General features: G+C 47.3%; 24 protein-coding genes and 1 pseudogene. 19 read left to right on the forward strand and 6 right to left on the reverse strand.

What is annotated here, in order from left to right; all coding sequences use genetic code 11:
• Positions 1–22: 22 nt before the first annotated feature.
• The 4 genes from cobI to C0638_RS09620 are packed head-to-tail and all read left to right on the forward strand — an operon-like array spanning position 23 to position 4,058.
• Entirely contained in the window at positions 23–739 is a 717-nt protein-coding gene (gene cobI / locus C0638_RS09605) for a precorrin-2 C(20)-methyltransferase (protein ID WP_102163459.1), read from the forward strand.
• A complete protein-coding gene (gene cobM / locus C0638_RS09610) occupies positions 736–1,530 on the forward strand; it encodes a precorrin-4 C(11)-methyltransferase (protein WP_013373518.1) in 795 nt (264 codons plus the stop codon). The genes cobI and cobM overlap by 4 nt, the downstream gene beginning before the upstream one ends.
• Positions 1,523–2,611 (forward strand): cobalt-precorrin 5A hydrolase, encoded by a 1,089-nt coding sequence (locus C0638_RS09615; RefSeq protein WP_058711256.1) that lies wholly within the window; start codon positions 1,523–1,525, stop codon positions 2,609–2,611. The genes cobM and C0638_RS09615 overlap by 8 nt, the downstream gene beginning before the upstream one ends.
• Positions 2,604–4,058, forward strand: coding sequence for a cobyrinic acid a,c-diamide synthase CobB (locus C0638_RS09620; RefSeq protein ID WP_058711257.1), 1,455 nt, complete (start codon positions 2,604–2,606; stop codon positions 4,056–4,058). The genes C0638_RS09615 and C0638_RS09620 overlap by 8 nt, the downstream gene beginning before the upstream one ends.
• A 104-nt stretch (positions 4,059–4,162) precedes the next feature.
• On the opposite strand, the gene C0638_RS09625 is transcribed toward C0638_RS09620, so the two are convergent.
• Positions 4,163–4,612 carry an AbrB/MazE/SpoVT family DNA-binding domain-containing protein gene (locus C0638_RS09625; RefSeq protein ID WP_013373515.1) on the reverse strand — a complete coding sequence of 150 codons (450 nt, stop codon included), beginning with the start codon at positions 4,610–4,612 and terminating at the stop codon, positions 4,163–4,165.
• A gap of 430 nt (positions 4,613–5,042) precedes the next feature.
• On the opposite strand from C0638_RS09625, the gene C0638_RS09630 reads away from it, so the two are divergent.
• The 11 genes from C0638_RS09630 to C0638_RS09680 all read left to right on the forward strand — a co-directional run bounded on the left by C0638_RS09630 (position 5,043) and on the right by C0638_RS09680 (position 14,074).
• Entirely contained in the window at positions 5,043–5,681 is a 639-nt protein-coding gene (locus tag C0638_RS09630) for a ThuA domain-containing protein (protein WP_017428602.1), read from the forward strand.
• A 105-nt stretch (positions 5,682–5,786) separates the two neighbouring features.
• Positions 5,787–6,146: a phasin family protein gene (locus C0638_RS09635; RefSeq protein WP_013373513.1), complete on the forward strand. Its 360-nt coding sequence runs from the start codon at positions 5,787–5,789 to the stop codon at positions 6,144–6,146.
• 1 nt (position 6,147) lies between these two features.
• Positions 6,148–7,818 (forward strand): ABC1 kinase family protein, encoded by a 1,671-nt coding sequence (locus C0638_RS09640; protein ID WP_013373512.1) that lies wholly within the window; start codon positions 6,148–6,150, stop codon positions 7,816–7,818.
• 23 nt (positions 7,819–7,841) lie between these two features.
• Positions 7,842–8,414, forward strand: a complete 573-nt coding sequence (locus tag C0638_RS09645; RefSeq protein WP_025677527.1) for a hypothetical protein — start codon at positions 7,842–7,844, stop codon at positions 8,412–8,414.
• 64 nt (positions 8,415–8,478) lie between these two features.
• Complete coding sequence (locus C0638_RS09650; RefSeq protein WP_016822811.1) at positions 8,479–8,718, forward strand: hypothetical protein; 240 nt, start codon at positions 8,479–8,481, stop codon at positions 8,716–8,718.
• The gene (locus C0638_RS09655) at positions 8,719–9,123 is read left to right on the forward strand and encodes a PIN domain-containing protein (RefSeq protein ID WP_058711258.1); all 405 of its coding nucleotides are present in this window, start codon (positions 8,719–8,721) and stop codon (positions 9,121–9,123) included.
• A gap of 289 nt (positions 9,124–9,412) precedes the next feature.
• Positions 9,413–10,861: a SulP family inorganic anion transporter gene (locus tag C0638_RS09660; RefSeq protein ID WP_058711259.1), complete on the forward strand. Its 1,449-nt coding sequence runs from the start codon at positions 9,413–9,415 to the stop codon at positions 10,859–10,861.
• Positions 10,862–11,080: 219 nt separating this feature from the next.
• The gene (locus C0638_RS09665; protein WP_058711260.1) at positions 11,081–11,746 is read left to right on the forward strand and encodes an amino acid ABC transporter permease; all 666 of its coding nucleotides are present in this window, start codon (positions 11,081–11,083) and stop codon (positions 11,744–11,746) included.
• Positions 11,727–12,404, forward strand: a complete 678-nt coding sequence (locus C0638_RS09670; RefSeq protein WP_025677530.1) for an amino acid ABC transporter permease — start codon at positions 11,727–11,729, stop codon at positions 12,402–12,404. The genes C0638_RS09665 and C0638_RS09670 overlap by 20 nt, the downstream gene beginning before the upstream one ends.
• 17 nt (positions 12,405–12,421) lie before the next feature.
• The gene (locus C0638_RS09675; RefSeq protein WP_025677531.1) at positions 12,422–13,177 is read left to right on the forward strand and encodes an amino acid ABC transporter ATP-binding protein; all 756 of its coding nucleotides are present in this window, start codon (positions 12,422–12,424) and stop codon (positions 13,175–13,177) included.
• A gap of 18 nt (positions 13,178–13,195) precedes the next feature.
• Positions 13,196–14,074 carry a cysteine ABC transporter substrate-binding protein gene (locus C0638_RS09680; RefSeq protein ID WP_058711261.1) on the forward strand — a complete coding sequence of 293 codons (879 nt, stop codon included), beginning with the start codon at positions 13,196–13,198 and terminating at the stop codon, positions 14,072–14,074.
• Positions 14,075–14,387: 313 nt separating this feature from the next.
• Here the strand turns inward: C0638_RS09680 and C0638_RS26140 are convergent.
• The 3 genes and pseudogenes from C0638_RS26140 to C0638_RS09700 all read right to left on the reverse strand — a co-directional run bounded on the left by C0638_RS26140 (position 14,388) and on the right by C0638_RS09700 (position 17,450).
• A pseudogene (locus C0638_RS26140) lies at positions 14,388–15,630 on the reverse strand (ISL3 family transposase).
• A gap of 200 nt (positions 15,631–15,830) precedes the next feature.
• A complete protein-coding gene (locus tag C0638_RS09695; protein ID WP_058711262.1) occupies positions 15,831–16,226 on the reverse strand; it encodes a carboxymuconolactone decarboxylase family protein in 396 nt (131 codons plus the stop codon).
• A 27-nt stretch (positions 16,227–16,253) separates the two neighbouring features.
• Positions 16,254–17,450 (reverse strand): MFS transporter, encoded by a 1,197-nt coding sequence (locus C0638_RS09700; protein ID WP_442792766.1) that lies wholly within the window; start codon positions 17,448–17,450, stop codon positions 16,254–16,256.
• 122 nt (positions 17,451–17,572) lie between these two features.
• Here C0638_RS09700 and C0638_RS09705 point away from each other — a divergent pair, with 122 nt between their 5' ends.
• Positions 17,573–18,409: a helix-turn-helix transcriptional regulator gene (locus C0638_RS09705; protein WP_058711263.1), complete on the forward strand. Its 837-nt coding sequence runs from the start codon at positions 17,573–17,575 to the stop codon at positions 18,407–18,409.
• A gap of 239 nt (positions 18,410–18,648) precedes the next feature.
• Here C0638_RS09705 and C0638_RS09715 read toward each other — a convergent pair whose 3' ends face one another.
• The gene (locus C0638_RS09715; RefSeq protein ID WP_058711265.1) at positions 18,649–18,891 is read right to left on the reverse strand and encodes a helix-turn-helix domain-containing protein; all 243 of its coding nucleotides are present in this window, start codon (positions 18,889–18,891) and stop codon (positions 18,649–18,651) included.
• 168 nt (positions 18,892–19,059) lie between these two features.
• On the opposite strand from C0638_RS09715, the gene C0638_RS09720 reads away from it, so the two are divergent.
• Together C0638_RS09720 and C0638_RS25165 are read left to right on the forward strand one after the other, a co-directional pair.
• Positions 19,060–19,419, forward strand: coding sequence for a hypothetical protein (locus tag C0638_RS09720; protein ID WP_058711266.1), 360 nt, complete (start codon positions 19,060–19,062; stop codon positions 19,417–19,419).
• A 249-nt stretch (positions 19,420–19,668) separates the two neighbouring features.
• Positions 19,669–19,776 (forward strand): putative metal homeostasis protein, encoded by a 108-nt coding sequence (locus C0638_RS25165; RefSeq protein ID WP_016822819.1) that lies wholly within the window; start codon positions 19,669–19,671, stop codon positions 19,774–19,776.
• Positions 19,777–20,158: 382 nt separating this feature from the next.
• Here C0638_RS25165 and C0638_RS09725 read toward each other — a convergent pair whose 3' ends face one another.
• Positions 20,159–21,394 (reverse strand): PHB depolymerase family esterase, encoded by a 1,236-nt coding sequence (locus C0638_RS09725; protein ID WP_058711267.1) that lies wholly within the window; start codon positions 21,392–21,394, stop codon positions 20,159–20,161.
• A 411-nt stretch (positions 21,395–21,805) separates the two neighbouring features.
• On the opposite strand from C0638_RS09725, the gene C0638_RS09730 reads away from it, so the two are divergent.
• The gene (locus C0638_RS09730; RefSeq protein WP_058711268.1) at positions 21,806–23,290 is read left to right on the forward strand and encodes a phytoene desaturase family protein; all 1,485 of its coding nucleotides are present in this window, start codon (positions 21,806–21,808) and stop codon (positions 23,288–23,290) included.
• Positions 23,291–23,312: the final 22 nt, after the last annotated feature.

The following is a 23,312-nucleotide window of genomic DNA, read 5'->3' on the forward strand; positions in this document are numbered from 1 at the left end:
AATCAAGAGGGGGAGAGACAGCATGAATACGGCGGCAACAGGAACACTTTACGGCGTAGGTGTGGGGCCGGGTGATCCCGAGCTGATTACGGTCAAGGCGTACCGCATGATTCAGGAATGTGCAGTTGTGGCTTATCCGAAGAAACGCCGGGGAGGCAAATCGTATGCTCACGAGATTGTGGAATTATACGTTAACCCAGAGGAAAAGGAGATGTTGGGACTCATTTTTCCAATGACCAAGGACCCGGTTGTACTGGAGCGGGAGTGGAACAGAACGGTGGTTGCTTGTTGGGAGGCTCTGAGTCAAGGAAAGGATGTAGCCTTTGTCACAGAGGGAGACCCTAATCTGTACAGTACCTTTATTCACTTGGCGCGTCTGATGAAGGATCTTCATCCTGAGGTGCCGATTGTATCTATTCCGGGCATCTCTTCTGTATTGGGAGCAGCGGCAGCCCTGGAATTGCCTTTGGCAGACGGAGATCAGCAGGTCGGTATTATTCCGGCTACGGATGATCGGGAAGCGATGAAGCGGGCCATTGAGAATCACGATACGGTTGTATTTATCAAGGTTGCCAAGGTACTGGATTTGATTTTGGATGTACTGGACGGGCTCAACCTCGGGGATCGTGCATCTGTCATTACCAAAGTCACTTCACCTTATGAAATGGTATGGCGTAACGCCCGTGAGCTGCGGGGACAGGAGCTTGAATATTTGAGTTTAATGGTGGTGAGCAAATGACGTTGGAGCCAAAAGTATATATCGTAGGAGCAGGTCCTGGCGACCCGGAGTTGATTACGGTCAAAGGCTCACGGATTCTGCGCACGGCAGATGTGGTGTTATACACGGATTCACTTGTGAACGATGAGCTGATTGCTACGGCCAAGCCGGAGGCGCAGGTACTGCAGAGTTCAGGCATGGATCTGGAACGGCAGGTTGAGATTATGAGCGAGGCTGTGCAGGCTGGACGTAGCGTAGCTCGTGTACATACAGGTGATCCAGCAGTATACGGTGCGATTTTGGAGCAAATGGTGCTGCTGAAGCAGCGCGGCGTAGCCTATGAAATCGTACCCGGCGTCAGCTCGGTCTTTGCTTCTGCGGCTGTGCTGGGTGCAGAGCTAACGGTACCTGATCTGACGCAGACGGTTATTTTGACGCGTGCCGAAGGCCGTACACCTGTACCGGATCGAGAAAAACTGCGTGATCTGGCATCCCACCACTGTACGGTGGCGCTGTTCCTTAGCGCAACGCTGGCGAAGAAAGTGGTCGTCGAGTTTCTGGCGGCTGGCTGGAGCGAGGACACGCCTGTAGCAGTTGTGCAGCGCGCAACCTGGCCGGACCAAAAGATCGTGCGCACGACGCTTGCCCAATTGCCAGCTGATTTGCGCGCAGCGGGCATTACGATGCATGCCATGATTTTGGCAGGTTGGGCGCTTGACCCGGGGCTGGTGGACAAGGACGCACATCGTTCCAAGCTGTATGATAAGTCATTCACCCACGGCTACCGGAAGGGAGTGAAGCCTGGTGAGTAATCCATTTGCCGCTGTGGCGATCACGAAGCATGGAGTCGAGATGGTCCGCAATTTGGGAGCCAGCTTTCCGGGTACGGATGTGTATTATATGTCCAAGTTTGAGCGTGGTGACGAGCAGGAGCGTGGCATTCAATTGTTCGAAGGTTCGGTCAAGCTGATTTTGCCGGATTTATTCAAACAATATAACGGTATTATTTTATTTATTTCCCTCGGTGCGGTGGTTCGTATGATTGCACCGATTTTGGTGGATAAAAAGGTAGACCCCGCCGTGGTCGTCATTGATGATCGCGGAGAACATGTTATTAGCGTACTGTCTGGGCATTTGGGCGGCGCGAATGAATTGACCCGTCATGTAGCTGCTGTACTGGGCGCACGTGCGGTAATCACGACTGCATCGGATGTGCAGGGGACGATTCCGGTGGACATGTTGGGTCGGGAATTGGGCTGGGTAGTCGATAGCTTCGATAAGGCTACTCCTGTAAGCGCCGCTGTTGTGAACGAAGAGCCTATTGCCTTCATACAAGAGACAGGCGAACGGAATTGGTGGCGTTATGACAAGCCTGTACCTGCGCATATCAAGGTATATGCCTCGATGGCGGAAGCGTTACAAGAATCGTTCAACGCCGCGTTGGTCGTGAGTGACCGCTTGTTGGAGCCTGAGGAAGAGGAGAGGTTTCTTTCTAATGGCGTGCTGTACCGTCCCAAAAGCTTGGTGCTTGGCATTGGTTGCAATCGGGGAACTGCTTTGGAGGAACTGGAGGCGGGTGTGCTGGACACCTTGCAAGAGCTGCGTTTGTCTGTAAAAAGCGTACGGAATATTGCTACGATAGACCTGAAAAAGGACGAAGAGGGCTTGCTTGCCCTTTGCACCAAATACGGCTGGGAGCTGGTGACTTACACCCCGTCAGAGCTGAACAAGGTGCAGCTTCCCAATCCATCGGATACCGTTTTTAAATACACCGGCGCATATGGAGTCAGCGAACCAGCGGCCCTGTTGTCCTCCGGTGCAGACCATTGGCTGCTGGAGAAGAAAAAAAGCGGCAATATGACGTTGTCTGTAGCGCGGGTTTCCTATGACTGACGGTATGAAGCAGGCTATACAGCCAAATTCGTCTGCCGCAGCACGCAGAAGTCGTATCGTTGTTGCCGGTACGGGCAGTGGTGCGGGCAAAACCACGGTGACCCTCGGGCTGATGAAGGCGTTCGCCGATAGCGGCTTGCGAGTGCAGGGGTTTAAGTGCGGTCCGGATTATATTGATCCGACCTATCATACAGCCGCGACCGGAACGCCTTCCCGAAATCTCGATTCATGGATGACCTCGCCAGATACGGTGCGTGAAACCTTTATCCGCGCATCCGAAGACGCGGATCTCTGCGTGATTGAAGGCGTCATGGGGCTATATGACGGCAAGGACCCGCTCAGCAATATCGGGTCCACCGCCGAAATTGCCATACTGACGGATAGCCCGGTATTGCTGGTCGTCGACGTGCGCAGCATGGCCCGCAGCACGGCCGCTATCGTGCTTGGCTTTCAGCGCTTGGAGCCCAAGCTGCGCATTGTGGGCGTAATTGTGAATCGCTGCGGTAGCCAGGGGCATTACGGCATTGTCAAAAAGGCGATCGAGCAAGAGTGCGGCATTCCTGTGCTCGGCTGGTTAAAGCGCGATGACGGGCTGGATATTCCTGAGCGTCATCTGGGCCTGGTGCCTGCTGTAGAACGCGGCGAGCTGGAGCCGCTTTTCCAACGGGCGGCAGAGCTGATTCGCGCGGGTACGGATCTGGATGCACTGCGGGCATTAGCGGATTCGGCTCCGCCGCTCAGGCTGCCCGAGCACCCATTATTTCCTCCGGATTGGCTTCCAACAGCAGGGCATGAAGCCGAGACTGGGGAACGTCCCGTCATTGCTGTCGCCAGAGATGCGGCGTTCAATTTTTACTACCCGGAAAATATGGATTTGCTGCGCTATGCGGGAGCGGAGATCGTCTATTTTAGTCCGCTGGCGGGAGAACGCGTCCCTGAGCACGCCAACGGCCTATATCTGGGTGGCGGCTTTCCTGAGGAGTTTGCGGCAGATATCGCTGCCAATACAGGATTTCTGCAAGATATCCGCAACGCAGTGAGCCAGGAAATGCCTGTATTCGCAGAGTGCGGTGGTTATATGGTACTGGCCCGGACACTTACGGATCGGGCGGGTCATTCCCATCACATGGCCGGGGTTATCCCTTCGGACGTTCGCATGCAGGAGAAGCGGGCTGCATTGGGATACCGGGAAGCAACCGCATTGCAAGATTGCTTGCTGCTGGAGGCTGGAGAGACGATTCGTGGACATGAATTTCATTATTCGGTCATGAGCTATGATGAATCTGCCGCCCCCTATCCCTTTGCCTATCAAACCAAGGGGATGCGCGGACTTCAGAGTGAAGGTTATGCCAAAGGGAACCTTTTGGCAGCCTACACACACATTCATCTCGCTTCTCTACCCAAGGCAGCAGCACGCTGGGTTGAAAAATGTCGGGCTTACCACTAAAACACAAAAAAGCCGGGTCCCTATAAGGGTCCGGCTGTTCTAAATAAAGTGAATTAAATCTTACATAACATGGAAGCGTATACATTGTTTTTTGGACGATTCGCCTACATAAGCTTTTTCAGTTGGGAAATCCTTCCCTGACTCACGCCAAGCATGGAAGCGAGTTGTTTTTGTGAAGATGCCGGATGTTCTTCCATAAGCTCTCTCATTTTCTCCAAAATAACATCCGTGCGCTGATAAATCTTTTTCATATGCATGTTTTGCTTCAGTGGAGGTGACTGGGTTTCAGTCGCTGTGACTGGAAGTAAATCTTCCGTTTTCATCGAGGTGGCACATGCATCGCAGATAAACTGATCTTTAAAATAGGTGTTGGTATCAACCGAACCGCAAAATATACAATTGGTTGATTTGTACTTACGGAGCATGAGTGTTTGGCCTTCAATAAAAAACTCTAATGGATCGCCGATGTCAATCTCCATCGTCATGCGCAACTCTTTAGGAAGCACAATTCGTCCCAAGCTGTCCAAGGGCCGGGTCATTCCAGTCCTTTTCATTCATGCAACCTCCCCAGTGTTTTAAGATTTATAGAATGTATAAGCTTTGAGGCAATTCTTATCAATTCTATAACCGCAAGCATAGATTTCTTACGAAAAGCGGCCCCTCATTGCTAATAGAGCATGGACGCACTTTTTTTCTTACGAGTATACCATAAACGGGCGGAATCGCCAGCGTTCATGTTTATAAATTTATAATTAGTTTATTCCGAGCGAACATATATGCTATAATCTTCTGCTAAAGGATTTAATAGGCTGTCTGTAGAATTATTTAAGTATGCCGTAGCTTGGACAACGATGGCGGTGTTATGGGAAAAAGATGAGGGCCAAAGGGATTTTTTAGAGCTTTTTGACCCCACAAACAAGAGACCGTTGGCACGGGACCCGCCTTTAAAGTCCTTATATACAAGTCAGGCAAGGAGGATTTATGATGGAAAAAAGAAAAGCATTGTTGCTAGGAGATTATTCATATCCAGAGTTTCACCCGCTACAAGGGGTGGACGAAGAGATTAGCCATATTTTACAAGATTGGATGACGGTACAATGCAGTGAAAATCGTAAAATGCTGCTCAAGGAAAATCTAGCCTCATTCGATCTATGCATCTCGTATTGTGATAGCCGTAAGGAGGTTCTGTCTCCTCAACAAACAGCAGGACTGCTGTCCTACGTCAGCGGCGGAGGTGGACTGCTTGTGCTGCATAACGGGATTACATTGCAAGGACGGTATGAAATTGCACAGCTCATGGGAGCGCGTTTCCTGCGACATCCGGCAGCGGAGCAGCTTTCCTTCAAGGTAACAGAGCCGGATCATCCGATTATGGAAGGGATCGAGCCGTTCGAGATTCAGGAGGAGCCGTATCGTTTTGATTTTGACCCATTCACCGAAAAAACACTGTTGATGGAATACGAGTATGAAGGTCAGTGGTGGCCGGCTGCATGGTCATTGTCCTATGGCTTGGGCCGGGTTGTCTACCTGATGCCTGGACATAATCAGCCAAGTTTCCAGCACGAGGGATACCGTAAGCTGCTGCTTCAGGCTGCTAAGTGGGCCGGACGCTTTCCGGGTTAAGTATAATCATTCATTCCAACCATTATGGGAGGGGAGCTGCGAGCTTTATGCGGCTCCCCTTTTCAGGTTATACTATAGGTAATCACAGGTAGGGGAGGATATATTATGAGCGATTTGTTCAAAAAAGCCATCTCATTGGGGTGGGGCCTCACCGTTGTCAGCAAAGAAAAGGTGGAGAAAGCCGTCGAGGATCTTGTAAATCGGGGAGAACTTGCGCCCTCGGAATCCAAAGCGCTGGTCGATCGTCTGATCGAACGAGGAGCAGAGGAGCAGGGACAATTCAAAACCATGATCCGCGAGCAGGTTAGCCGCATTTTGCAGGAACTGGAAGTACCTACCGAAAATGATGTCACAAGTTTGGAGCAGCGTGTGGCATTGTTGGAAAAACAGGTAGCGGAGCTGGAAAAAGAAAAGGCGGCGCTTACGGGTTCGAGTGACGCTGAAGAAGCGAACCGGTTGGATTAAAATGGCCGTTCGCATGAAGCACGCCGGTCGTTACCGGGAAATTGCCATGGCGCTGGCGCGTCATGGCTTTGGTTATATGGTGGAAGAAATGGGACTGTTCCAGCTGCTATCCCTGCCCCGCAAGTGGCTGACGAGAGAAACCCCCGAGTCCAAAACGCTAGGTGAACGGATTCGGCTTGTGCTGGAGGACCTGGGGCCTGCATTCATCAAGCTTGGACAGTTGGCAAGTACACGTGCTGACCTGCTGCCAGAGCCTATTATTCGCGAACTGGTTAAGCTCCAGGATCAGGTACCGCCTTTTTCGCCTGAAACAGCGCGTGGCATTCTGGAACAGGAGCTGGATACGTCATTGGAGAACATACTGGTTCGTTTTGACGATGATCCGCTGGCGGCTGCTTCGATCGGGCAAGTGCACCTGGGCAAGCTGCACAGCGGCGAAATGGTCGCCATTAAAATCCAGCGTCCAGGCGTTAATCGCATCATTCGGCGGGATTTGGACATTTTACGGGAACTGACCGCAATGGCAGCCAAGCGCTGGGAATGGGTGGAGCGTTATCAGCTTCGCCAGATGGTGGAAGAGCTGGGGAGATCGCTCATTCAGGAGCTGGATTACAACCATGAAGCCCGTAACACAGAGAAGATTGCGCTCCAATTTGAGCAGGACCCACATATCTATATTCCGAAAATATACTGGGATCATACCTCCTCACGTATACTGACCATGGAGTTTCTGGACGGGACTCACTTGGGGAGTCGTGAAGAGTTATTACACCGTGGTTACAACTTGAAAGAACTGGCGCAGCGGCTGGTCAACAGCATGCTGCATCAAATTTTTATAGAGGGCTTTTTTCATGCCGATCCCCATCCGGGCAATTTGCTCGTCCTGAGAAATGGAAGTCTCGCCTACTTGGATTTTGGCATGGCGGGTAGGCTGAGCGAAGAGATGAAGAATCATCTCGCTTCCCTTATGATCGCCCTGATGCGCAAAAATACCGATGCTATGGTTCGGGCCATCGAACGACTGGGGCTGGTCGACCCGGATGCTGACCTGAATGCGCTGCGAGCTGATCTGGACAAAATACGCGAAGATTACTCGGATGTTCCTTTCTCACAGGTCAGTATTGGCGATGCCTTGAACGACCTGTTTGGCGCAGCACAGCGCCATCGGATTGGTTTGCCATCGGATGTCCTGCTGCTTGGCAAAGCGCTGCTGACACTGGAAGGGGTCGTAGAGCATTTGGACCCCGATCTCAGTATTATTGCTTTGGCCGAGCCTTTTGGCAACAAGCTGCTGAAGGAACGCTTCAGCGGTCGTCGGATTCGGGGCAAGCTGTTGGGTGGTGCGACCGAGCTGGTGGAGACACTGATGGAACTGCCGAGACAGACGAGGCATCTGGCCTCAATTATCAGCAAGGGTAAGCTCAAACTGGAAGTTACTGTACCAGAGCTGGAACAGCTTTTGCGCAAGCTGGATCAGATCAGCAATCGCTTGTCATTCAGTATTGTGCTGTTGGCGTTCAGCATCATTATGGTCGGACTGATTATCGGTTCATCACTAAATCATCAGGCGACCATGCTGTGGAACGTACCTGCGATTGAAATTGGTTTTGTCGTAGCGCTCTTAATGGTTGCCTTCTTACTATATTCTATTTTTAAATCAGGAAGATTCTAGATACCGACTACAAAGGAGGCGTCATGGATACTCATAAGACGAACACAGCCTTAATGAATACTCTTGAAATTACAGATGTACCGTGGCACCGCCTGACTACTCCTTATGGTAGGGGGACGGACTTGCCGCATTTAATATTCAATGGGGAGTATGCAGCCATCGCTGATCTGATAGAACATCAAGGTACATTGTGGCAGGTTACCCCATGGGCGCTACTATTCTTATTGCGGAATATGCATGCGAGAAGACCGGAGGATATCACGCTGAGTGAGTTGGAGTTGTACCATACGGTTGTTCAAGCATTGGACATAGAAAATCTACAAGCAGACTCACAGGAGTCTGTGGAATCCTTGACCATGCTGCTAGATGAGAAATATTTATGGCCGGCAGACAGTGACCCAGAAGAAGATGAACTGGAGTGGGAAGAGGAAGAAGCACGTGGCTATGATCCGGTAGCTTTTTGGAGCTATTATGACTGGAGCTGTCGGCTACTAAAGCAAGCGCTGCCTGATTTTGAGAGCTTGCTCCAGCGCTATGCAGACTCTGAGATTGCTGAATCCCTATCGGAGCTTGTGCAGCAATTGCAAAAATTTTAAATATAAGAAAACGAATTAAACAAGCTATGAACGGAAACTAAACTTTTGCTAAGGAGTGATTTTAGTGGCAAAAAAATTAACGGATATACATCGAATACGTCTCCTAAGTCTCCTTCGTGATATTGGGTTCGAACCATCCAAAGTTACTATTGAGAACAAACAGGGGGAAACGGAAGTCATTGATTTAGAGTCCCCGTTACCCAAAGGGTTGCAAGCTGTTTTGAATTCCCGAGGTAGCCTGAGCAAGGAACAGTTGCTTGAAATCGAGGAGAGTGTTAAGCAATCCAGGGAGGATTGGGATTAGATGGGGTATTTATTTGATACGAATGCAGCTATTGCCCTTCATAGACTTGATACATCCTTGGATAAAGTAATACAACAAGCTGAGAAAGATAAAGAAAATATTTTCTTTTCTGTTATAACTCAGTCCGAGTTTATAGCTGGATTGTCCACTGAAACAGACTTAGGCTCGATACCTTTTCTTAGCGGGGAATTTATTGAAGTTAATTCAGAAATCGCAATTAAAGCGGGTCGTATCAGAAGAGAACAAAAGGATAAGTTTGCAAGAAGACTTAAGACCCCAGATGCTTTGATTCTTGCGACAGCTATTATAAACCAATTGGTATTGGTTACGGCGGATCAAGATTTACAGTTCGCAGAATCAGAGTATGAAGTTAAGGTGATAAACTTTAGTAGGTTGGAATCTTAGAATTGCGAAAATTTTAAATATAAGAAAACGAACCAGATAAAGAAAACGGGCGATATTTCAAGTAAAGAGATGTTTTCTTTCTGTAAACAGCCTTTTAACTCATTCGTCTCTACGATTCCCTTGCGTTATAATGATGGACTGGATGTAACGGAACGGGTTCGTTTGAGAGAGACGAGCTGAATGATAGGAGAGCCTTGGCGATTGACCGCTGGACGGATGCCCAAAGCAATATCGGGTTGCAGGTCAAGATGCTGTTCTCTGTGAATATAGGAGGCTGGAACGAAACAGTATGAATCTTAAACAACAATGGTTCGGTAATATCCGGGCTGATATACTTGCGGGCATGACTGTGGCGCTGGCATTGATTCCGGAGGCGATTGCCTTCTCAATCATTGCAGGTGTCAACCCCATGGTCGGACTGTATGCCTCCATCTCGATGGCCATTGTCATTTCTTTTGCAGGCGGACGTCCGGCGATGATCTCGGCAGCAACCGGGGCTGTAGCTGTACTGGTTGTGGGTCTGGTCAAGGATTATGGCGTGGAATATTTATTTGCAGCTACTATTTTGGCTGGGATCATTCAGGTGCTGCTGGGTGTTTTGAAAATAGGTCGCTTTATAAGCTTTATTTCGCAGCCGGTCATGACCGGGTTTGTGAATGCGCTGGCGATCCTCGTCTTTATGGCGCAGCTCACCCACTTTCATGGAGCGAATTGGATCATGTACGCGATGGTAGCGGGAACATTGCTCATTGTGTATATTTTACCGAGGTTTGTGAAAAGCGTTCCCGCTCCATTGACAGCAATTATTATCATGACGATCATTACGTATGTATTTGGATTGAATGTCAAAACGGTAGGAGATATCGGTACGCTAACCAGCTCGCTGCCCTCATTCCATTTGCCACAAATTGAGTGGTCGTGGCACACGTTGCGGATTTTGCTGCCGTATTCCTTTACGATGGCGCTAGTTGGACTGCTGGAATCACTGCTGACAGCCAGTATTTTGGATGAAATGACCGAAACGAAAAGCAATAAAAACCGGGAAGCCCGTGGGCAAGGGATTGCCAACTTTGTAAATGGCTTTTTTGGGGGTATGGGTGGCTGTGCTATGATTGGACAATCCGTCATTAATGTCAGCTCAGGCGGAAGAGGACGTCTATCCACTTTCACGGCCGGGGTGTTCTTGGCCTTTCTGCTGCTCGTGCTTGGTGGTGTTGTAAAGGAAGTGCCTATGGGCGCATTGGTGGGAGTCATGTTCATGGTGTGTATCGGAACCGTAGATTGGAAGTCACTTCGAAACATCGCCAAGGTACCCAAAGCAGATACGTTTATTATGGTAATCACGGTCATTATCGTGGTGGCTACGCATGATTTGTCCAAGGGTGTGATCGTAGGTGTACTGTTGAGTGCCCTGCATTTTGGCTGGAAAATGGCTAAAATCCGTATCAGTACGACTGAGGATCATGAAGCAAAGGTGTACCATGTCAGGGGGCCGATGTTTTTCGCCTCAACGACTCATTTTGTTGATCATTTTGAGCCTTCACATGATCCGGAGCGCGTTGTAGTCGACTTTAGCCATTCACATGTGTGGGATCACTCGGCGGTTACTGCCATTGGCAAGGTGCTGCAAAAATACAGAAACTCAGGTAAAACTATTACCCTGCAAGGGTTAAATGAGGAAAGCCGTTTAATTGTAGAGAAGCTCGGTGGTCCTGTAGTTACAGAGCCGATCATGTGATGAATCATATAGCATAAAGCAGAGCCTAAAATGGAACTTATCCATTTTAGGCTTTTTTTTATTTATTTCTGAAAAAAATAACGGTTTTCTTTCTTAATCATAGATAAATATGACAAATTTTCATCAAAGTATTGACGTAATAAATGGGCAGGAATACAATCATTGTTATTAAGCAAAGCAAATACATAGGAATAATTGAAAATTGAAAGGTATACGCATATGAACTTAGACTGGGAGTTTATTGTAGAAAGCTTGCCGCTATATGGAGAAGCTATGTGGCTGACGTTAAAGATTGCCTTTTTTGCTATTCTGTTTTCACTAGTCGTCGGTTTGCTGTGCAGCATCGTGCTGTATTACAGGGTGAGAGGAATTAGCGGAATTATTGTAGCCTATATCGAGCTTTCCCGTAATACGCCGCTGCTTGTACAGTTATATTTTTTGTACTACGGCTTTACCAAAATAGGCCTGCATATGAGCGAAATGACATGTGCGGTTGTGGGTATGACCTTTTTGGGTGGTGGCTACATGGCTGAGGCCTTCCGTGGTGGAATCGAAGCCGTGAGTAAAACGCAAACGGAATCCGGGCTGAGCCTCGGACTGTCCAAGATACAATTGGCGAGATATGTTATTTTGCCGCAGGCATTTGCTATCAGTATTCCGTCCTTGGGAGCCAATGCAATCTTTCTGCTCAAGGAGACTTCCATTGTGGGTGCCATTGCTTTACTAGATCTGATGAATGTGGCAAAGGACCTGATCGGTATGTACTACAAAACGACAGAATCGTTGATTCTGCTGGTATTGGCATATCTCATTCTGCTTTTACCTTTGTCGATGCTGCTGACGTGGGTGGAAAGGAAGGTGCGATATGCTGAGTTCGGGGATTAATGTGCTTTTTGAGGGTTCGAATTTTGAGCGTCTATTAGGAGGATTGCTCGTTACGCTGGAGATTGCATTACTTTCCATTATTATCGGTACCCTGCTAGGCATTTTGATGGGTCTATTGCGCACCTTACAATCAAAACCGATTCGATTTGTGCTGAGATTCTATTTGGAGACATTCCGCATTATTCCGATTTTGGTGTGGTTGTATGTCGTGTATTTTGGATTTACGCCTTTGCTGAATGTGAATATCAGCGGGGAATTGACAGCAGTTATCGTATTCAGCCTGTGGGGAGCAGCCGAGATTGGTGATATTGTTCGTGGTGCGCTGGAATCACTGCCTAAGCATCAGGTGGAGTCCGGGCAGGCACTGGGGCTGACCTATTGGCAATTATACCGTCATGTGCTCATTCCCCAAGCGGTGCGCCGAATGCTTCCGGGTTCTATTAATCTGGCGACACGGATGATCAAAACCACATCATTAGTGGTGCTGATCGGTGTAGTGGAAGTGGTGAAGGTTGGACAGCAGATTATTGAGCTAGGTGTAATCAAAGCGCCTTCGGCATCCTTTTGGGTGTATGGTTTTATTTTTATATTGTATTTTCTTGTATGCTATCCGTTATCCAGACTTTCCAAAAGATTTGAACGCAGATGGCAAAATTAGCAGGATGGGGTGGTGTCATGGGAGAGGCTGAGGAGGTTTTATTGGAAATTCGAGAACTGGACAAAAGCTTCGGCGACCGAAAAGTGCTGCAGCAGATTAGTCTGGACGTAAGGAAAGGGGAAGTGGTGGTCATTCTCGGTCCTTCGGGATGTGGAAAAAGTACGCTTCTTCGATGTCTCAATGGTCTGGAGCCGGTCCAGGGCGGAGATATCCGTTACAGAGGACAGGATCTGACGGATACAAAAGTGAATTGGCGTGAGGTGCGGCAGCATATCGGAATGGTGTTCCAAAACTATGAGCTGTTTCCGCATATGACCGTCTTGGAAAATATATTGCTTGGTCCGCTTAAAGTTCAACGGCGAAACAGGCAAGAGGCGCTTGCGCAAGCGGAGCAGCTATTGGAGCGAGTCGGTCTGCTGGATCGCAAGGATGCGTATCCGAGACAATTATCAGGCGGGCAAAAGCAACGGATTGCGATTGTGCGCGCCCTGTGTATGAACCCTGAAATTATGCTTTTTGATGAGGTCACCGCATCCTTGGACCCGGAAATGGTCCGAGAGGTGCTGGATGTTATGCGGGAGTTGGCCCAACAGGGGATGACGATGATTATCGTGACGCATGAAATGGGATTTGCCAAGTCGGTAGGAGATCGTATCGTTTTTATGGATCAAGGACAGATATGTGAAATGACTACACCACAGCAATTTTTCACACAACCGGAAACAGAGCGTGCCCAGCACTTTCTGGATATATTTCAGTACGAAACGATATAAACAGGGGGATGAATACAGATGAGAAAAGGAATGAAGTTCACAACGTTATTACTGGCTTTGAGCTTGCTGCTCATCGGCTTGGCAGGATGTGCAGGGGCTGGTAATACCAACGGTAGTAGTTCGGGTTCGGCTAAATTTGCTTCAATTGAGGACATTAAAAAGAATGGCAAGATTCGAATTGGTGTTTTTGCGGATAAGCCGCCTTTTGGCTACGTAGATTCAGAAGGGAAAAATCAGGGCTTTGATGTGTATATTGCGAAACGTTTTGCCAAAGATCTCTTGGGCGACGAGTCCAAGGTGGAATTCGTCCTGGTGGATGCTGCCAGCCGGGTTGCCTATTTGGAATCCAACAAGGTAGATATCATCATGGCTAACTTTACTGTGACCGATGAGCGTAAAGAAAAAGTCGATTTTGCTAACCCTTATATGAAATTATCCTTTGGCATTGTGTCACCCGACAGCGCTCCAATCACCACGATTGACCAATTGAAGGGATCGGATCAAAAGCTGATTGTTGCCAAGGGAACGACGGCAGAGACCTATTTTACAAAAAATTATCCTGACATCAAGCTGCTCAAATTCGATCAATACACCGAAATTTTCTCGGCTCTCAAAGACAAACGCGGTGCCGCCATTGCCAACGATAATACAGAGCTGATCGCTTGGGCCAAGGCCAATCCCGGCTTCACTGTAAGCATTCCAGCCTTCGGTGGTCAAGATACGATTGCTCCCGCAGTGGCGAAGGGAAATAAGGAACTGTTGGACTGGATCAACAACGAGCTGGCTACGTTGGGCAAGGAAAATTTTGTCCATAAAGCCTATAAGGACACACTGACCTCTGTTTACGGAGAAGGCTTTACGGATCAATTGGTTGTAGAGGGCGGAAAGGTGAATTAATCATCGTATAAATTACTTATTAAGCATAAAGAAGCGTTGGGCTTGCTGTCCCAACGCTTCTTTCATATGGGGAAAGGGAGATTTGTAACTTCTTATTTAGTCATGGGAATGTCCGCTGGGCCAATAGTAATCTTCATTATCATATTATAGTCTCACTGTCTCTCCATTCCATCTTCGGGGATGTATTCTATAATATCAGCAAGAGTAATAGTCCTTGAAAATCTTCGTTGATGGGCAATTCTGTTCAAAGCATCAAGTATATGGACAAGTGTTTCTAATTCAAGGGCTCAATCTCAAAATCAGTGCTTGACCATTAGCTTAACATCTGATGGCGGTTGCATTCGACGAGAATGTCTGCTTTATAGCGACTGCGGTTTCTTGTGAAATAATGACGGCGCTGAAAAGCTTTAATGCGATTATGGCGACCTTCTACTATCGCGTTAGTCCAGCGGCACTGATGATAGTTCACGATCTCCTCTTTCCAATTACGCATCGTCTTGATGGCGCTTCGAACGGCGGCGTGGTCGATTTGGTCACCTTGTTCACACCAATGCTCAAATCCCAGTTTGGCAACGGTAAAATTGGGCGAGCAGTCATACCAATTAGTGAACGCTTCTTTCCATACCCATACACTTCGAAGAAGTGGAGAGTAGCTCAGCAGCACTTCCAAATGCTTTCTACTTTCCTCACCAAGCGCTTCTACAGGTGGATTAAGCAAGCGATGACCGGCTTTCAGATAAGCCCTTGCCAGCGGCGACAGCGTACGCTGGACGCTTTTACGAACTTCCTGTACACTTTCGATCACATAACCGTGAACATGAAACCGATCTGCAATGCGAATCGCATTCGTAAAGCATTCGCTGATCCAAGTATGGTAAGCCTGAGCCAGATCCATGACCACCGCTTTGGGTTCAGTAGAAGGAGCCTGGATTTTCTTTGACATACGTCCGTAAGATCCTCTAGCTTTCGCCCCGGCAGCAGATCCAGCATCGTCTCGCCTCTGAGATTGTGTATGCCCGTGTTATAGGTATGACCTTTTTTGCTGGCAAAGTCATCGATACCTAAAACCAGATCTTCTGCTTCTTTTGCTTCTCCCCAAACTTGCTCATAGATCCGCTCGTATTCAGCCGGGACCGGACTCGTTATGTATACGCTGTACGGTGCTAGCGGGTACTCGATGCATGCAGGGAGCTATGAGTTGCCGTTGCCCCAAGAGTCTGTTCGATAGTATGGGAGCGAAAGAGCTTGCTGTAACGCTGTTTGGGTCCGACAAATGCGTACACCCAAACAAACCCAATCTCACAAGCTATGCAATACATGCGAATGGACGGCACGTGCAAATAGGTTTTCTTCTCAAACACGGGAAGATGCCGAACAGTCCGCATACTGTTACATCCTTTACGGATAACGTTTTGATCGGATTTGCAAATTGGGCAGCATTGCTTTTCACTCAGTGGCAGGGCTTCAATGTGAAGTTCATCGCGATCAATGAATAAAATTTGGTTTATTTTTAACTCTGGTATGTCCAGCAGTTCATTGATATACTGAGTTTTCATGTGTGTATTCCTTTTGTTGTTCAATTAACTTGCCTTCCAAAAGAATAACCAACCCGGATAAACCGTGTTGGTTATTCTTGTCGCACGGATAGTGCGCCGTGAATCGTCTTCGGCTGCTTCCGTAGCAGCTCGGTCGGCTTCTTAGACTAAAGTGATAGTTTCAGCCAATTTGTGCCTCCCAGATGTCCGAAGATAACGGATTATTCCGATTTGTGTTTTCTTTCTTCAAACACTTCTGCTGCGACGGTAAGTATCGTGTTTAATCCTGCTGGAAATCCTGCATAGATGATCATTTGCATCATGCATTCGACGATTTCAACTTCGGTCCACCCTACATTTAACGCGCCATTGATGTAAAATTTCAGCTGCTGCGTATTTCCCATGGCTGTAAGACCAGCCACGGTGGCAAGAAGGCGCGATTTCAAATCCAAGCCGGGACGGGAAAAAATTTGCCCATAGTTAAATTCTACGGCCAATCTGCCCAGATCCGGTGCTACGGAATCCTGAAAGCTGTCCACCATGGCCTTATAATTTTCACCATCGATTTTAGACAAAACTTCCATTCCTTTTTTGTAGTTTTCGTCAACAAATGTCATGCTAGATTCATCCCTTTCTTCATGAACTTATCGTTTGTGGCTGTTCCCGCCGTTTTTTGTTCCCAGAGCAGCGCTCATCCCGGCCGCAATCATGACCATGCCGCAAATGCAAACCCCCGTCCAGTGCCACCGGGTCCATGCCCATACACCTAAATAGGATCCCAATGCTCCCCCCAGGAAGGTGCAAACCATATACAGCCCGTTCAATCGGCTTCGCGCGGAAGCGGAGAGGCTGAAAATGTTTGCTTGACAGGCTACCTGATTCGCCTGTGTTCCGACCGTCAACAAAAAAGCGGCCAAGATCAAAGCCGGTAGCCAGTGTCCCGCTGTCACGGCGATCAGGAAGGAGATCAGAGCCGCAAGCATACACATTTTGTTGGCGAAAGAAGCACCCTTTCTATCGATGACCCTTCCGATTATAGGTGTAGCGATCGCGCCACCGATTCCTACCAGACCAACCAGACCGACGACAGCGCTACTATAAGAGTAAGGGGGCGCTTGCAACAGGAATCCTATTGTCGTAAAAAATACGCTAAAGGATCCAAAAATCATCCCCTGACTTAAACAAGAACGCCGAAGCACGTCTTCTTTCATAAATAGAGGTCCCAGGGAAAGAAGAAGTCTTCGATAAGGTAATGAGGCCGTTCCTTTGCTTACAGGAAAGCGGAGCCGAATCAGTAGGGCAAGCAGAAGCATGCATCCGAACGAAATCCAGTACATGCTTCTCCATCCCCACAAGCTGTCCACCAAGCCGCTGACAAGTCTGGCTCCCAATATGCCACAGACCAGTCCGATGGCTACCGTCCCCAGCACTTTTCCGCGATTGCGTTCATCCGCCATCCCTGCGGCCAAAGGAACGATAATTTGAGGAATTACCGTGGTTAAGCCAAGACAGAAATTACTGACGATCAACCATGTAAGCGAACCGGAAAGAGCCGCTGATACCAGTGACAGGCTTGCCACACCCAGCAAGGCAAGAATTAGTCGGCGTCTTTCGAAAATGTCTCCTAGCGGCACGATCAAAAGGTTCCCTAGGGCATAACCAACCTGGGTGAGTGTCGTCACGATCCCCGCCTCGGCTTCAGCCGCCCCGAATGTTCCGGCTATATCGACCAGAAGGGTCTGGTTCAAATAGACGTTCGCTACGGCAAATCCGCAGGCTGCCGCCATAAGCGCAATCAGACCTTGCGTAAGCCCGGGTCTGACGTTACTTTGCAATACAATCACTCCTTTGTCTTCAAATTGGAGTTGCTACAGTTGTAAGATTAATGTAAATGCAATACTATGAATAGAATCATATTTATCATAGTATTAAAAGTAATTGTTTTAACGAAAGGAAGTTGAACATGAGCGATCAGGAAGAGAAACGCAGGGAGTTAGGAAAGTTTTTAAAATCGAGACGTTCCAGACTTACTCCTGAACAATTCGGATTGCCCGTAGGGCCGCGACGGAAAGTCCAAGGCCTGCGCAGAGAAGAGTTGGCGCAGATTGCAGGCATCGGTCTTACCTGGTATACATGGCTGGAGCAAGGAAAAAATATACAAGTTTCAACCCAGGTACTTGAATGTCTCGTAACGGTCATGCAGCTTAATGCTGAGGAGAGGAATCATCTGTACAAACTAGCTCTCGGGCAGCTACCAGTAGAACAAACGGCTTCGATCGAGGAAAGCCTTATTCCGATCGTACAAAACTTCATGAATGAATATGAGAGATGTCCGGCTTATGTGACAGATCAGAGGTGGGATATATTACTTTGGAATAAAGCTGGCGAGCAGGTCTTTGGGGATTTTGAAAAGATGGATAAAAAAGAGAGAAACGCGATTTGGCGATGCTTTGCTTCGCCCGCTTACCGGAATCTAATTGGGGATTGGGAAAACCACGCTAAACGACTATTGGCTCAATTTCGGTCAACAAGCACTCCTTTTGTAGGGGAAAAATGGTTTAAGGATCTGGTCGCGGAGTTAATGGTGATCAGTCCCGAATTCAGGCAATGGTGGCCGAGTTATGATATTTCGGGTACACCAATCGGTAAGAAAATGATCAATCATCCGCGTGTTGGAACCATGGTTATGGAACATATCACCTTTCGAGTTTACGATGCCCCCGAACTGAAGCTAACTGTTTATCGCCCTCTTGAAGAGAATGATACTGTGCAGAAAATGATCCGTTTACTGAACGAATAGGAGGCTACCGGCATTAGCCGGAGCCTCAAACCTTTTAGCACTCAGATTCAGCGCACTTAAGTGATTGCATTTGGTATCGTAAAAACCTTCTGTAGCGTGTTGGGGTCCGACAAATTCGTAAACCCATACTAACCCAACATCACTGTGTTTTATTACCAAGTACTGATTTTGGCATTGAGCCAATTCAAGTCTTTTGTTTTTTTCATTTACCATATCTATCGGATTATTCTATCAATGAATTAGTGGTTCTCTAGTTCATCTTCAGGTATATATTCGAGAACATCGTTCAAGGTTAGTGGGCGACCAGAAAGGCGAATCAGCGTTTCCATTACGGTATTAAACGTTTTAAATTCGATCCGCTTGGATGTATTATTACACATTTCGTAGATAGTATTGGGTCTGATTTTAGCCTCACGAGCGAGGGCATTTTTAGTTATCCCGATTTCTTGAAGTAATTCATCAAGTTTGAAAGTAATTCCCATACATACACCTCATTAAAAAATTTAGATATAATAATATTAACTATTGAAGTTTATCTCTAAAGGTTATAAAATAACTACAAAGGTTGTACTTCAAAGGCTTATGTATTATGAACCCAACTCAACAACCTTTCATAGAGGACAAGCAAATATGAAGGGAGCTAAATTCTAATGAACAGAAGTAATTTCGAAAAAGTCAGCCTTATTCTTGGTCCCTGTGATCTTCCGCATATGTATGAGCTTTTTGAGGGCTATCTGATTAAGGATCGGTATGTCATGATGATCGACAATAGCGTGCTTACTCTTCGACATGTAAAAAAGGAAAGACATCATTCGCATCTATATGTTGACGGCGATACAGGCGGCATCACTCTTGCCAGACATGTACAACGTGAGGACATAGATGTGATTACTGAGTTGGTTGAACGATTGTGCAACATGGATGCATTAAGTTTTCTTACAGATGAATTATTATGGAACACATGCCGAGAAGATATAGACTTTGATTTAGTTCGGAATAAAGGACTATGAAAAAATGGCAAACATAAATTCTGATTTGAATTTATGTTCTCGTTCTACTTATATAATGTAACATAGAAGCGTAAAAGGGTGAAATGAACACCGTTGTAAAAGAGATACATAATGCCCCAAAAGCTCTTGCATGCTTAGTAGATTTCATTATATAATTTTTAATGATTATGATTCTCATTATCATTATCATTAAATCTTTAGGCGCAGACTCCCAATATGAGCCTAAGTGAATAGGATGGTGCTTTACACATGGCTAAAACGGATGTGGCTACTGCCAGAAGACAACTCAGCAGTCCGAATAAGGTAACGCGCAGGCGGGCTTTGAGAACGATCAAAGCTGCGAAGCGCGCGAAGTAACAAGCTTCAAGTTAACTGCAAATGCAATACCAGTGTCAAAATTTTTAGTCTCCTCGTTTTGATATTGCACCTGCTTTCCTGATGGTGGTACACAGGAAGGCAGGTGTCTTTTTTTTGAATAATAATAAAGCGCCAAGCGGGTATTGAACCGTTATGGCGCATTATTTGGAGATATGAGATACCAAACCAAAATGAACATAAAAACGGAGTAGACGGAATAGTGCTGTACAAGCGAAGCGATCGCTTTTGTCCCCGGATTTCTACTCTATAAAAGGCTTTGTTCAAGAAAACCGGGGGCGGTGGCGATGGGAAGCACTATCCGACTGCGTAGTGGCACAATATGAAACTTTTAAGTTCGATTTTAATACAGACAAAACTACATTTATTTCTTTTGTGCAAACAGCCATTCAATCATGTCCTGATTTTGTAGAGCCGGAACCCAGGAGAAGTGTCCTGTAGGTTTGATAATCCCTGCTTCGTATTCAGTGAAGTGAATGAGGTTTCCGCTTTGTGCTTTAATGGCAGCGACCATTTCTTGCGAGTTCTTAGGACTTACTGTCGTATCGTCTGCAGCATGGAAGGCCCAAATCGGAACGTTTTTCAACACTTCAACGTGTGCAGGGTCAACAGGGGCATACATGTTCACAGCTTTTTCATAGTTGGTCAGACCGGCAATCGGCACGCCCGCAGCGAACAGATCAAGATTTTTTTCTAACAATCTCCATGTCCCCATGGCACCTTGAGAAATACCTACGATATAGATGCGGTTGGTGTCGATCGGATATTTCAAGGCCGTTTCACGTACCAAATCGGCAACAGCGCTGTTGCGTGGTTCATCTGCCCAAATAAATTTATGCTCCAAGTCAATCGGGCTTTGAGGAGCGATGACGAAGGATGGGTGTTTGGCTTGCTGCTCAGGGGAAGCCCAAGTGACAGCACCAGCATTTGCTAACAGGTTGACTCCATTTCCATCACCACGTTCGCCGTTTCCGTGTAGGAATACAACCAATGGGTAGGTTTTGCCAGGCTCTACTTTAGGTTCAAATGTAAAGTAGTTCAGTTTGAAGCCATCTTTATTTTCAAAGGTGTTTTTTTGGAAATCGTCTACAATGGGTGTCACTTTATCGGTTGCTTTTACAGTCTGTGTAGAAGCTGGAATGACTGTTTTCTTTGAAGTTGCAATATCTTTCTTTTGGCTAATGTAATAGTTCAATGGATTGATGCGGTTGACTGCGCTTGTGGAATCGTAAGTGAGAGTGCTTGCATTTTTGTCCTGTGTATCCAGTTCGATCAAGACATATTTGCCATGAGTACTTCGGTTGGTGATGGCGCCGGTATCGTTGGTATATACGCCGGTCACGGTTCTGTCCGTGTATACATCATTGAGTACAGATTGAACCTGAAAGCTGGATGTGGACAGGGATGCTCCGTCAATATTGGTGCTGTATTTCAGTACAACGGCAGAAACAACCTCACCCAGAGGCTGTACCTGGGTAAGCAGGGTAGCCTGTGGTGCTGGAACATCGGCTGCTGCCGCGGCAGAACTGGAGGATGGATAAAAGATCGTAAGCAGGAGCACGAAAGATAGTAGAACAAGGGCGAAACGTCTTTTTTGCATAAGATAATCTCCTTTGGTGTTTATTTTTAAAGCGCTTACTATATGATCGGGATGCTTGAGTGTATGCTATGGAACTCATACAAATCAAAAAAAGGCAAACTCCGGGTACACAAGTGTACTCGGGTTTTGCCTTTTCAGTAACAATCCCACTTGAAGAATAGCATCCTCCTTGGAATCTGACAAGTGAAAGCGCTACAATTTTGGATGTTTTTATAATATATATTTACCTTCGCAACGGGAGACTACTAAAATCTCTTGAGTGACTTGTGCTGAGCAATATGAAGATTGTGCTCATTGTTCTATAGCAGGAAACAAGAAAATAGAGCTTTTCAACGGGGATACGGTAGTATATAATCTCTTTAACTTAACACTGTTAACTTATATAACGACGTTAACAAGGGAGATGAAATCATGAACCAATATGATGTTATTGTCATTGGTGCCGGGCTGGGTGGTTTGTCTTGTGCAGCCAGACTTTCTGCGTTGGGTTACCGGACAGCTGTGTTTGAAAGTCATACTTTGGCTGGCGGCTTTGCTACTGAATTCACAAGAAAGGGATATACCTTTGATGTCTCCTTGCACGGCGTCGGCGGACTCGAAGAAGGCAGCTTCGGCCGGATGTTAAAGGACTGCCATGTGGACCAGCAAATCGTTCCTCTACGCAAAAAGCATCCTTACTCCATTCGCTGGGAAGGACAGACCATTGATATCCCATCTGATGTGCGGGAGTACACGCAGCTCCTCAAAGGCATGTTTCCTGCTGAGACAGCAGCCATTGACAAGCTTTTCGCAGGTATTCGCCGTTTTGAGGCAGGCTTTTCTGCTTTTTCTTCCCGTACTTCCTGGCGTAAGATGGCGGGCCTGCTCAAAGCAGGCACCTTCTTCCGCTGGACGCAAATGACTACCTGGGAGGCTGTAAGCCAGTTTGGCTTGTCTGACCGATTCACGGAATTTTTCACCGCCCTATGGGCTTATTATGGTTTGCCCCCGAAGAGGCTTGCGGCCTTGTATTTTTTCATTCCTTGGATGGGCTATCATCTGGAGGGGACGTATTACATTCAGGGAGGTGCACAGGCCTTGTCCAATGCGCTGGTCGAAGCTATTCAATCAGCTGGAGGAGAAGTTCACCTGCGCAGTCAGGTGTCTGAAATTATACTTGAACGTGGTAAGGCAGCTGGTGTTCGTCTGAACAAAGGGGATGTATATAAAGCCAACTGGGTTGTGTCTGGTATCAGTCCTCATCATACCTATGGTCGTCTGCTGGAAAATCATAATGCCGCCCGTCGTGAGCTGGAGGCTGTCACCAAAATGGAGACTGGCACATCTATTACTCAGCTATACCTAGGGCTATCATGCGAGCCTCGCGAGCTTGGGATCACCGAAGAAGACTTAATCCTGTGTAACGAGCCGGATTCGGAGACGGATTATGAAGTCATGATGAGCGGCCAGTATACGAAAGGCAACTGGATGCTCACAAATTATAACGCCATGGACCCTACACTCAATGAAGCGGGAAAGGGTGTCATCACCGTTACATTTTTGGACAGATTGGAGAACTGGCCTAGCGCACGTCCCGAATATAAAGCCAAAAAAGAAGCAGTAAAACAGCAGATACTGGAACGCCTTGAACAGCTATACCCTGGTTTTAGCAGTAAAGTGGTAGTGGCAGAGTTGGGCACACCACGCACAATGCAGCGATATACCGCTAATCCCGGCGGGGCTGTTTACGGCTTTGCGCAAACGGTGCGACAGTCCGGTATACACAGACTGAAGCACAAATCAGCAGTGAACCGTCTGTCATTGGTAGGGGCCTGGACACAGCCTGGGGGCGGGTTTCAAGGAGCTATGAACTCGGGTATAATGGAAGCTGATCGTATCGCCGCCAAATTGAGATAGGCAGAAAGGGCACGTATATCTA

The sequence above is a fragment of the Paenibacillus sp. lzh-N1 genome, from assembly GCF_002872435.1.
In the GTDB taxonomy this organism is placed as follows: Bacteria; Bacillota; Bacilli; order Paenibacillales; family Paenibacillaceae; genus Paenibacillus; species Paenibacillus polymyxa_C.

Excerpts from the sequence above, each read along its gene's own strand:
- C0638_RS09640 (WP_013373512.1), top strand. The coding sequence starts at position 6,148 with ATGGCCGTTCGCATGAAGCACGCCGGTCGTTACCGGGAAATTGCCATG.
- C0638_RS09670 (WP_025677530.1), top strand. The coding sequence starts at position 11,727 with ATGCTGAGTTCGGGGATTAATGTGCTTTTTGAGGGTTCGAATTTTGAG.
- C0638_RS09705 (WP_058711263.1), top strand. The coding sequence starts at position 17,573 with ATGAGCGATCAGGAAGAGAAACGCAGGGAGTTAGGAAAGTTTTTAAAA.
- C0638_RS09695 (WP_058711262.1), bottom strand. The coding sequence starts at position 16,226 with ATGACATTTGTTGACGAAAACTACAAAAAAGGAATGGAAGTTTTGTCT.
- C0638_RS09725 (WP_058711267.1), bottom strand. The coding sequence starts at position 21,394 with ATGCAAAAAAGACGTTTCGCCCTTGTTCTACTATCTTTCGTGCTCCTG.
- C0638_RS09675 (WP_025677531.1), top strand. The coding sequence starts at position 12,422 with ATGGGAGAGGCTGAGGAGGTTTTATTGGAAATTCGAGAACTGGACAAA.
- cobM (WP_013373518.1), top strand. The coding sequence starts at position 736 with ATGACGTTGGAGCCAAAAGTATATATCGTAGGAGCAGGTCCTGGCGAC.
- C0638_RS09665 (WP_058711260.1), top strand. The coding sequence starts at position 11,081 with ATGAACTTAGACTGGGAGTTTATTGTAGAAAGCTTGCCGCTATATGGA.
- C0638_RS09620 (WP_058711257.1), top strand. The coding sequence starts at position 2,604 with ATGACTGACGGTATGAAGCAGGCTATACAGCCAAATTCGTCTGCCGCA.
- C0638_RS09660 (WP_058711259.1), top strand. The coding sequence starts at position 9,413 with ATGAATCTTAAACAACAATGGTTCGGTAATATCCGGGCTGATATACTT.
- C0638_RS09680 (WP_058711261.1), top strand. The coding sequence starts at position 13,196 with ATGAGAAAAGGAATGAAGTTCACAACGTTATTACTGGCTTTGAGCTTG.
- C0638_RS09645 (WP_025677527.1), top strand. The coding sequence starts at position 7,842 with ATGGATACTCATAAGACGAACACAGCCTTAATGAATACTCTTGAAATT.
- C0638_RS09720 (WP_058711266.1), top strand. The coding sequence starts at position 19,060 with ATGAACAGAAGTAATTTCGAAAAAGTCAGCCTTATTCTTGGTCCCTGT.
- C0638_RS25165 (WP_016822819.1), top strand. The coding sequence starts at position 19,669 with ATGGCTAAAACGGATGTGGCTACTGCCAGAAGACAACTCAGCAGTCCG.
- C0638_RS09655 (WP_058711258.1), top strand. The coding sequence starts at position 8,719 with ATGGGGTATTTATTTGATACGAATGCAGCTATTGCCCTTCATAGACTT.
- cobI (WP_102163459.1), top strand. The coding sequence starts at position 23 with ATGAATACGGCGGCAACAGGAACACTTTACGGCGTAGGTGTGGGGCCG.
- C0638_RS09625 (WP_013373515.1), bottom strand. The coding sequence starts at position 4,612 with ATGAAAAGGACTGGAATGACCCGGCCCTTGGACAGCTTGGGACGAATT.
- C0638_RS09635 (WP_013373513.1), top strand. The coding sequence starts at position 5,787 with ATGAGCGATTTGTTCAAAAAAGCCATCTCATTGGGGTGGGGCCTCACC.
- C0638_RS09630 (WP_017428602.1), top strand. The coding sequence starts at position 5,043 with ATGGAAAAAAGAAAAGCATTGTTGCTAGGAGATTATTCATATCCAGAG.
- C0638_RS09730 (WP_058711268.1), top strand. The coding sequence starts at position 21,806 with ATGAACCAATATGATGTTATTGTCATTGGTGCCGGGCTGGGTGGTTTG.
- C0638_RS09715 (WP_058711265.1), bottom strand. The coding sequence starts at position 18,891 with ATGGGAATTACTTTCAAACTTGATGAATTACTTCAAGAAATCGGGATA.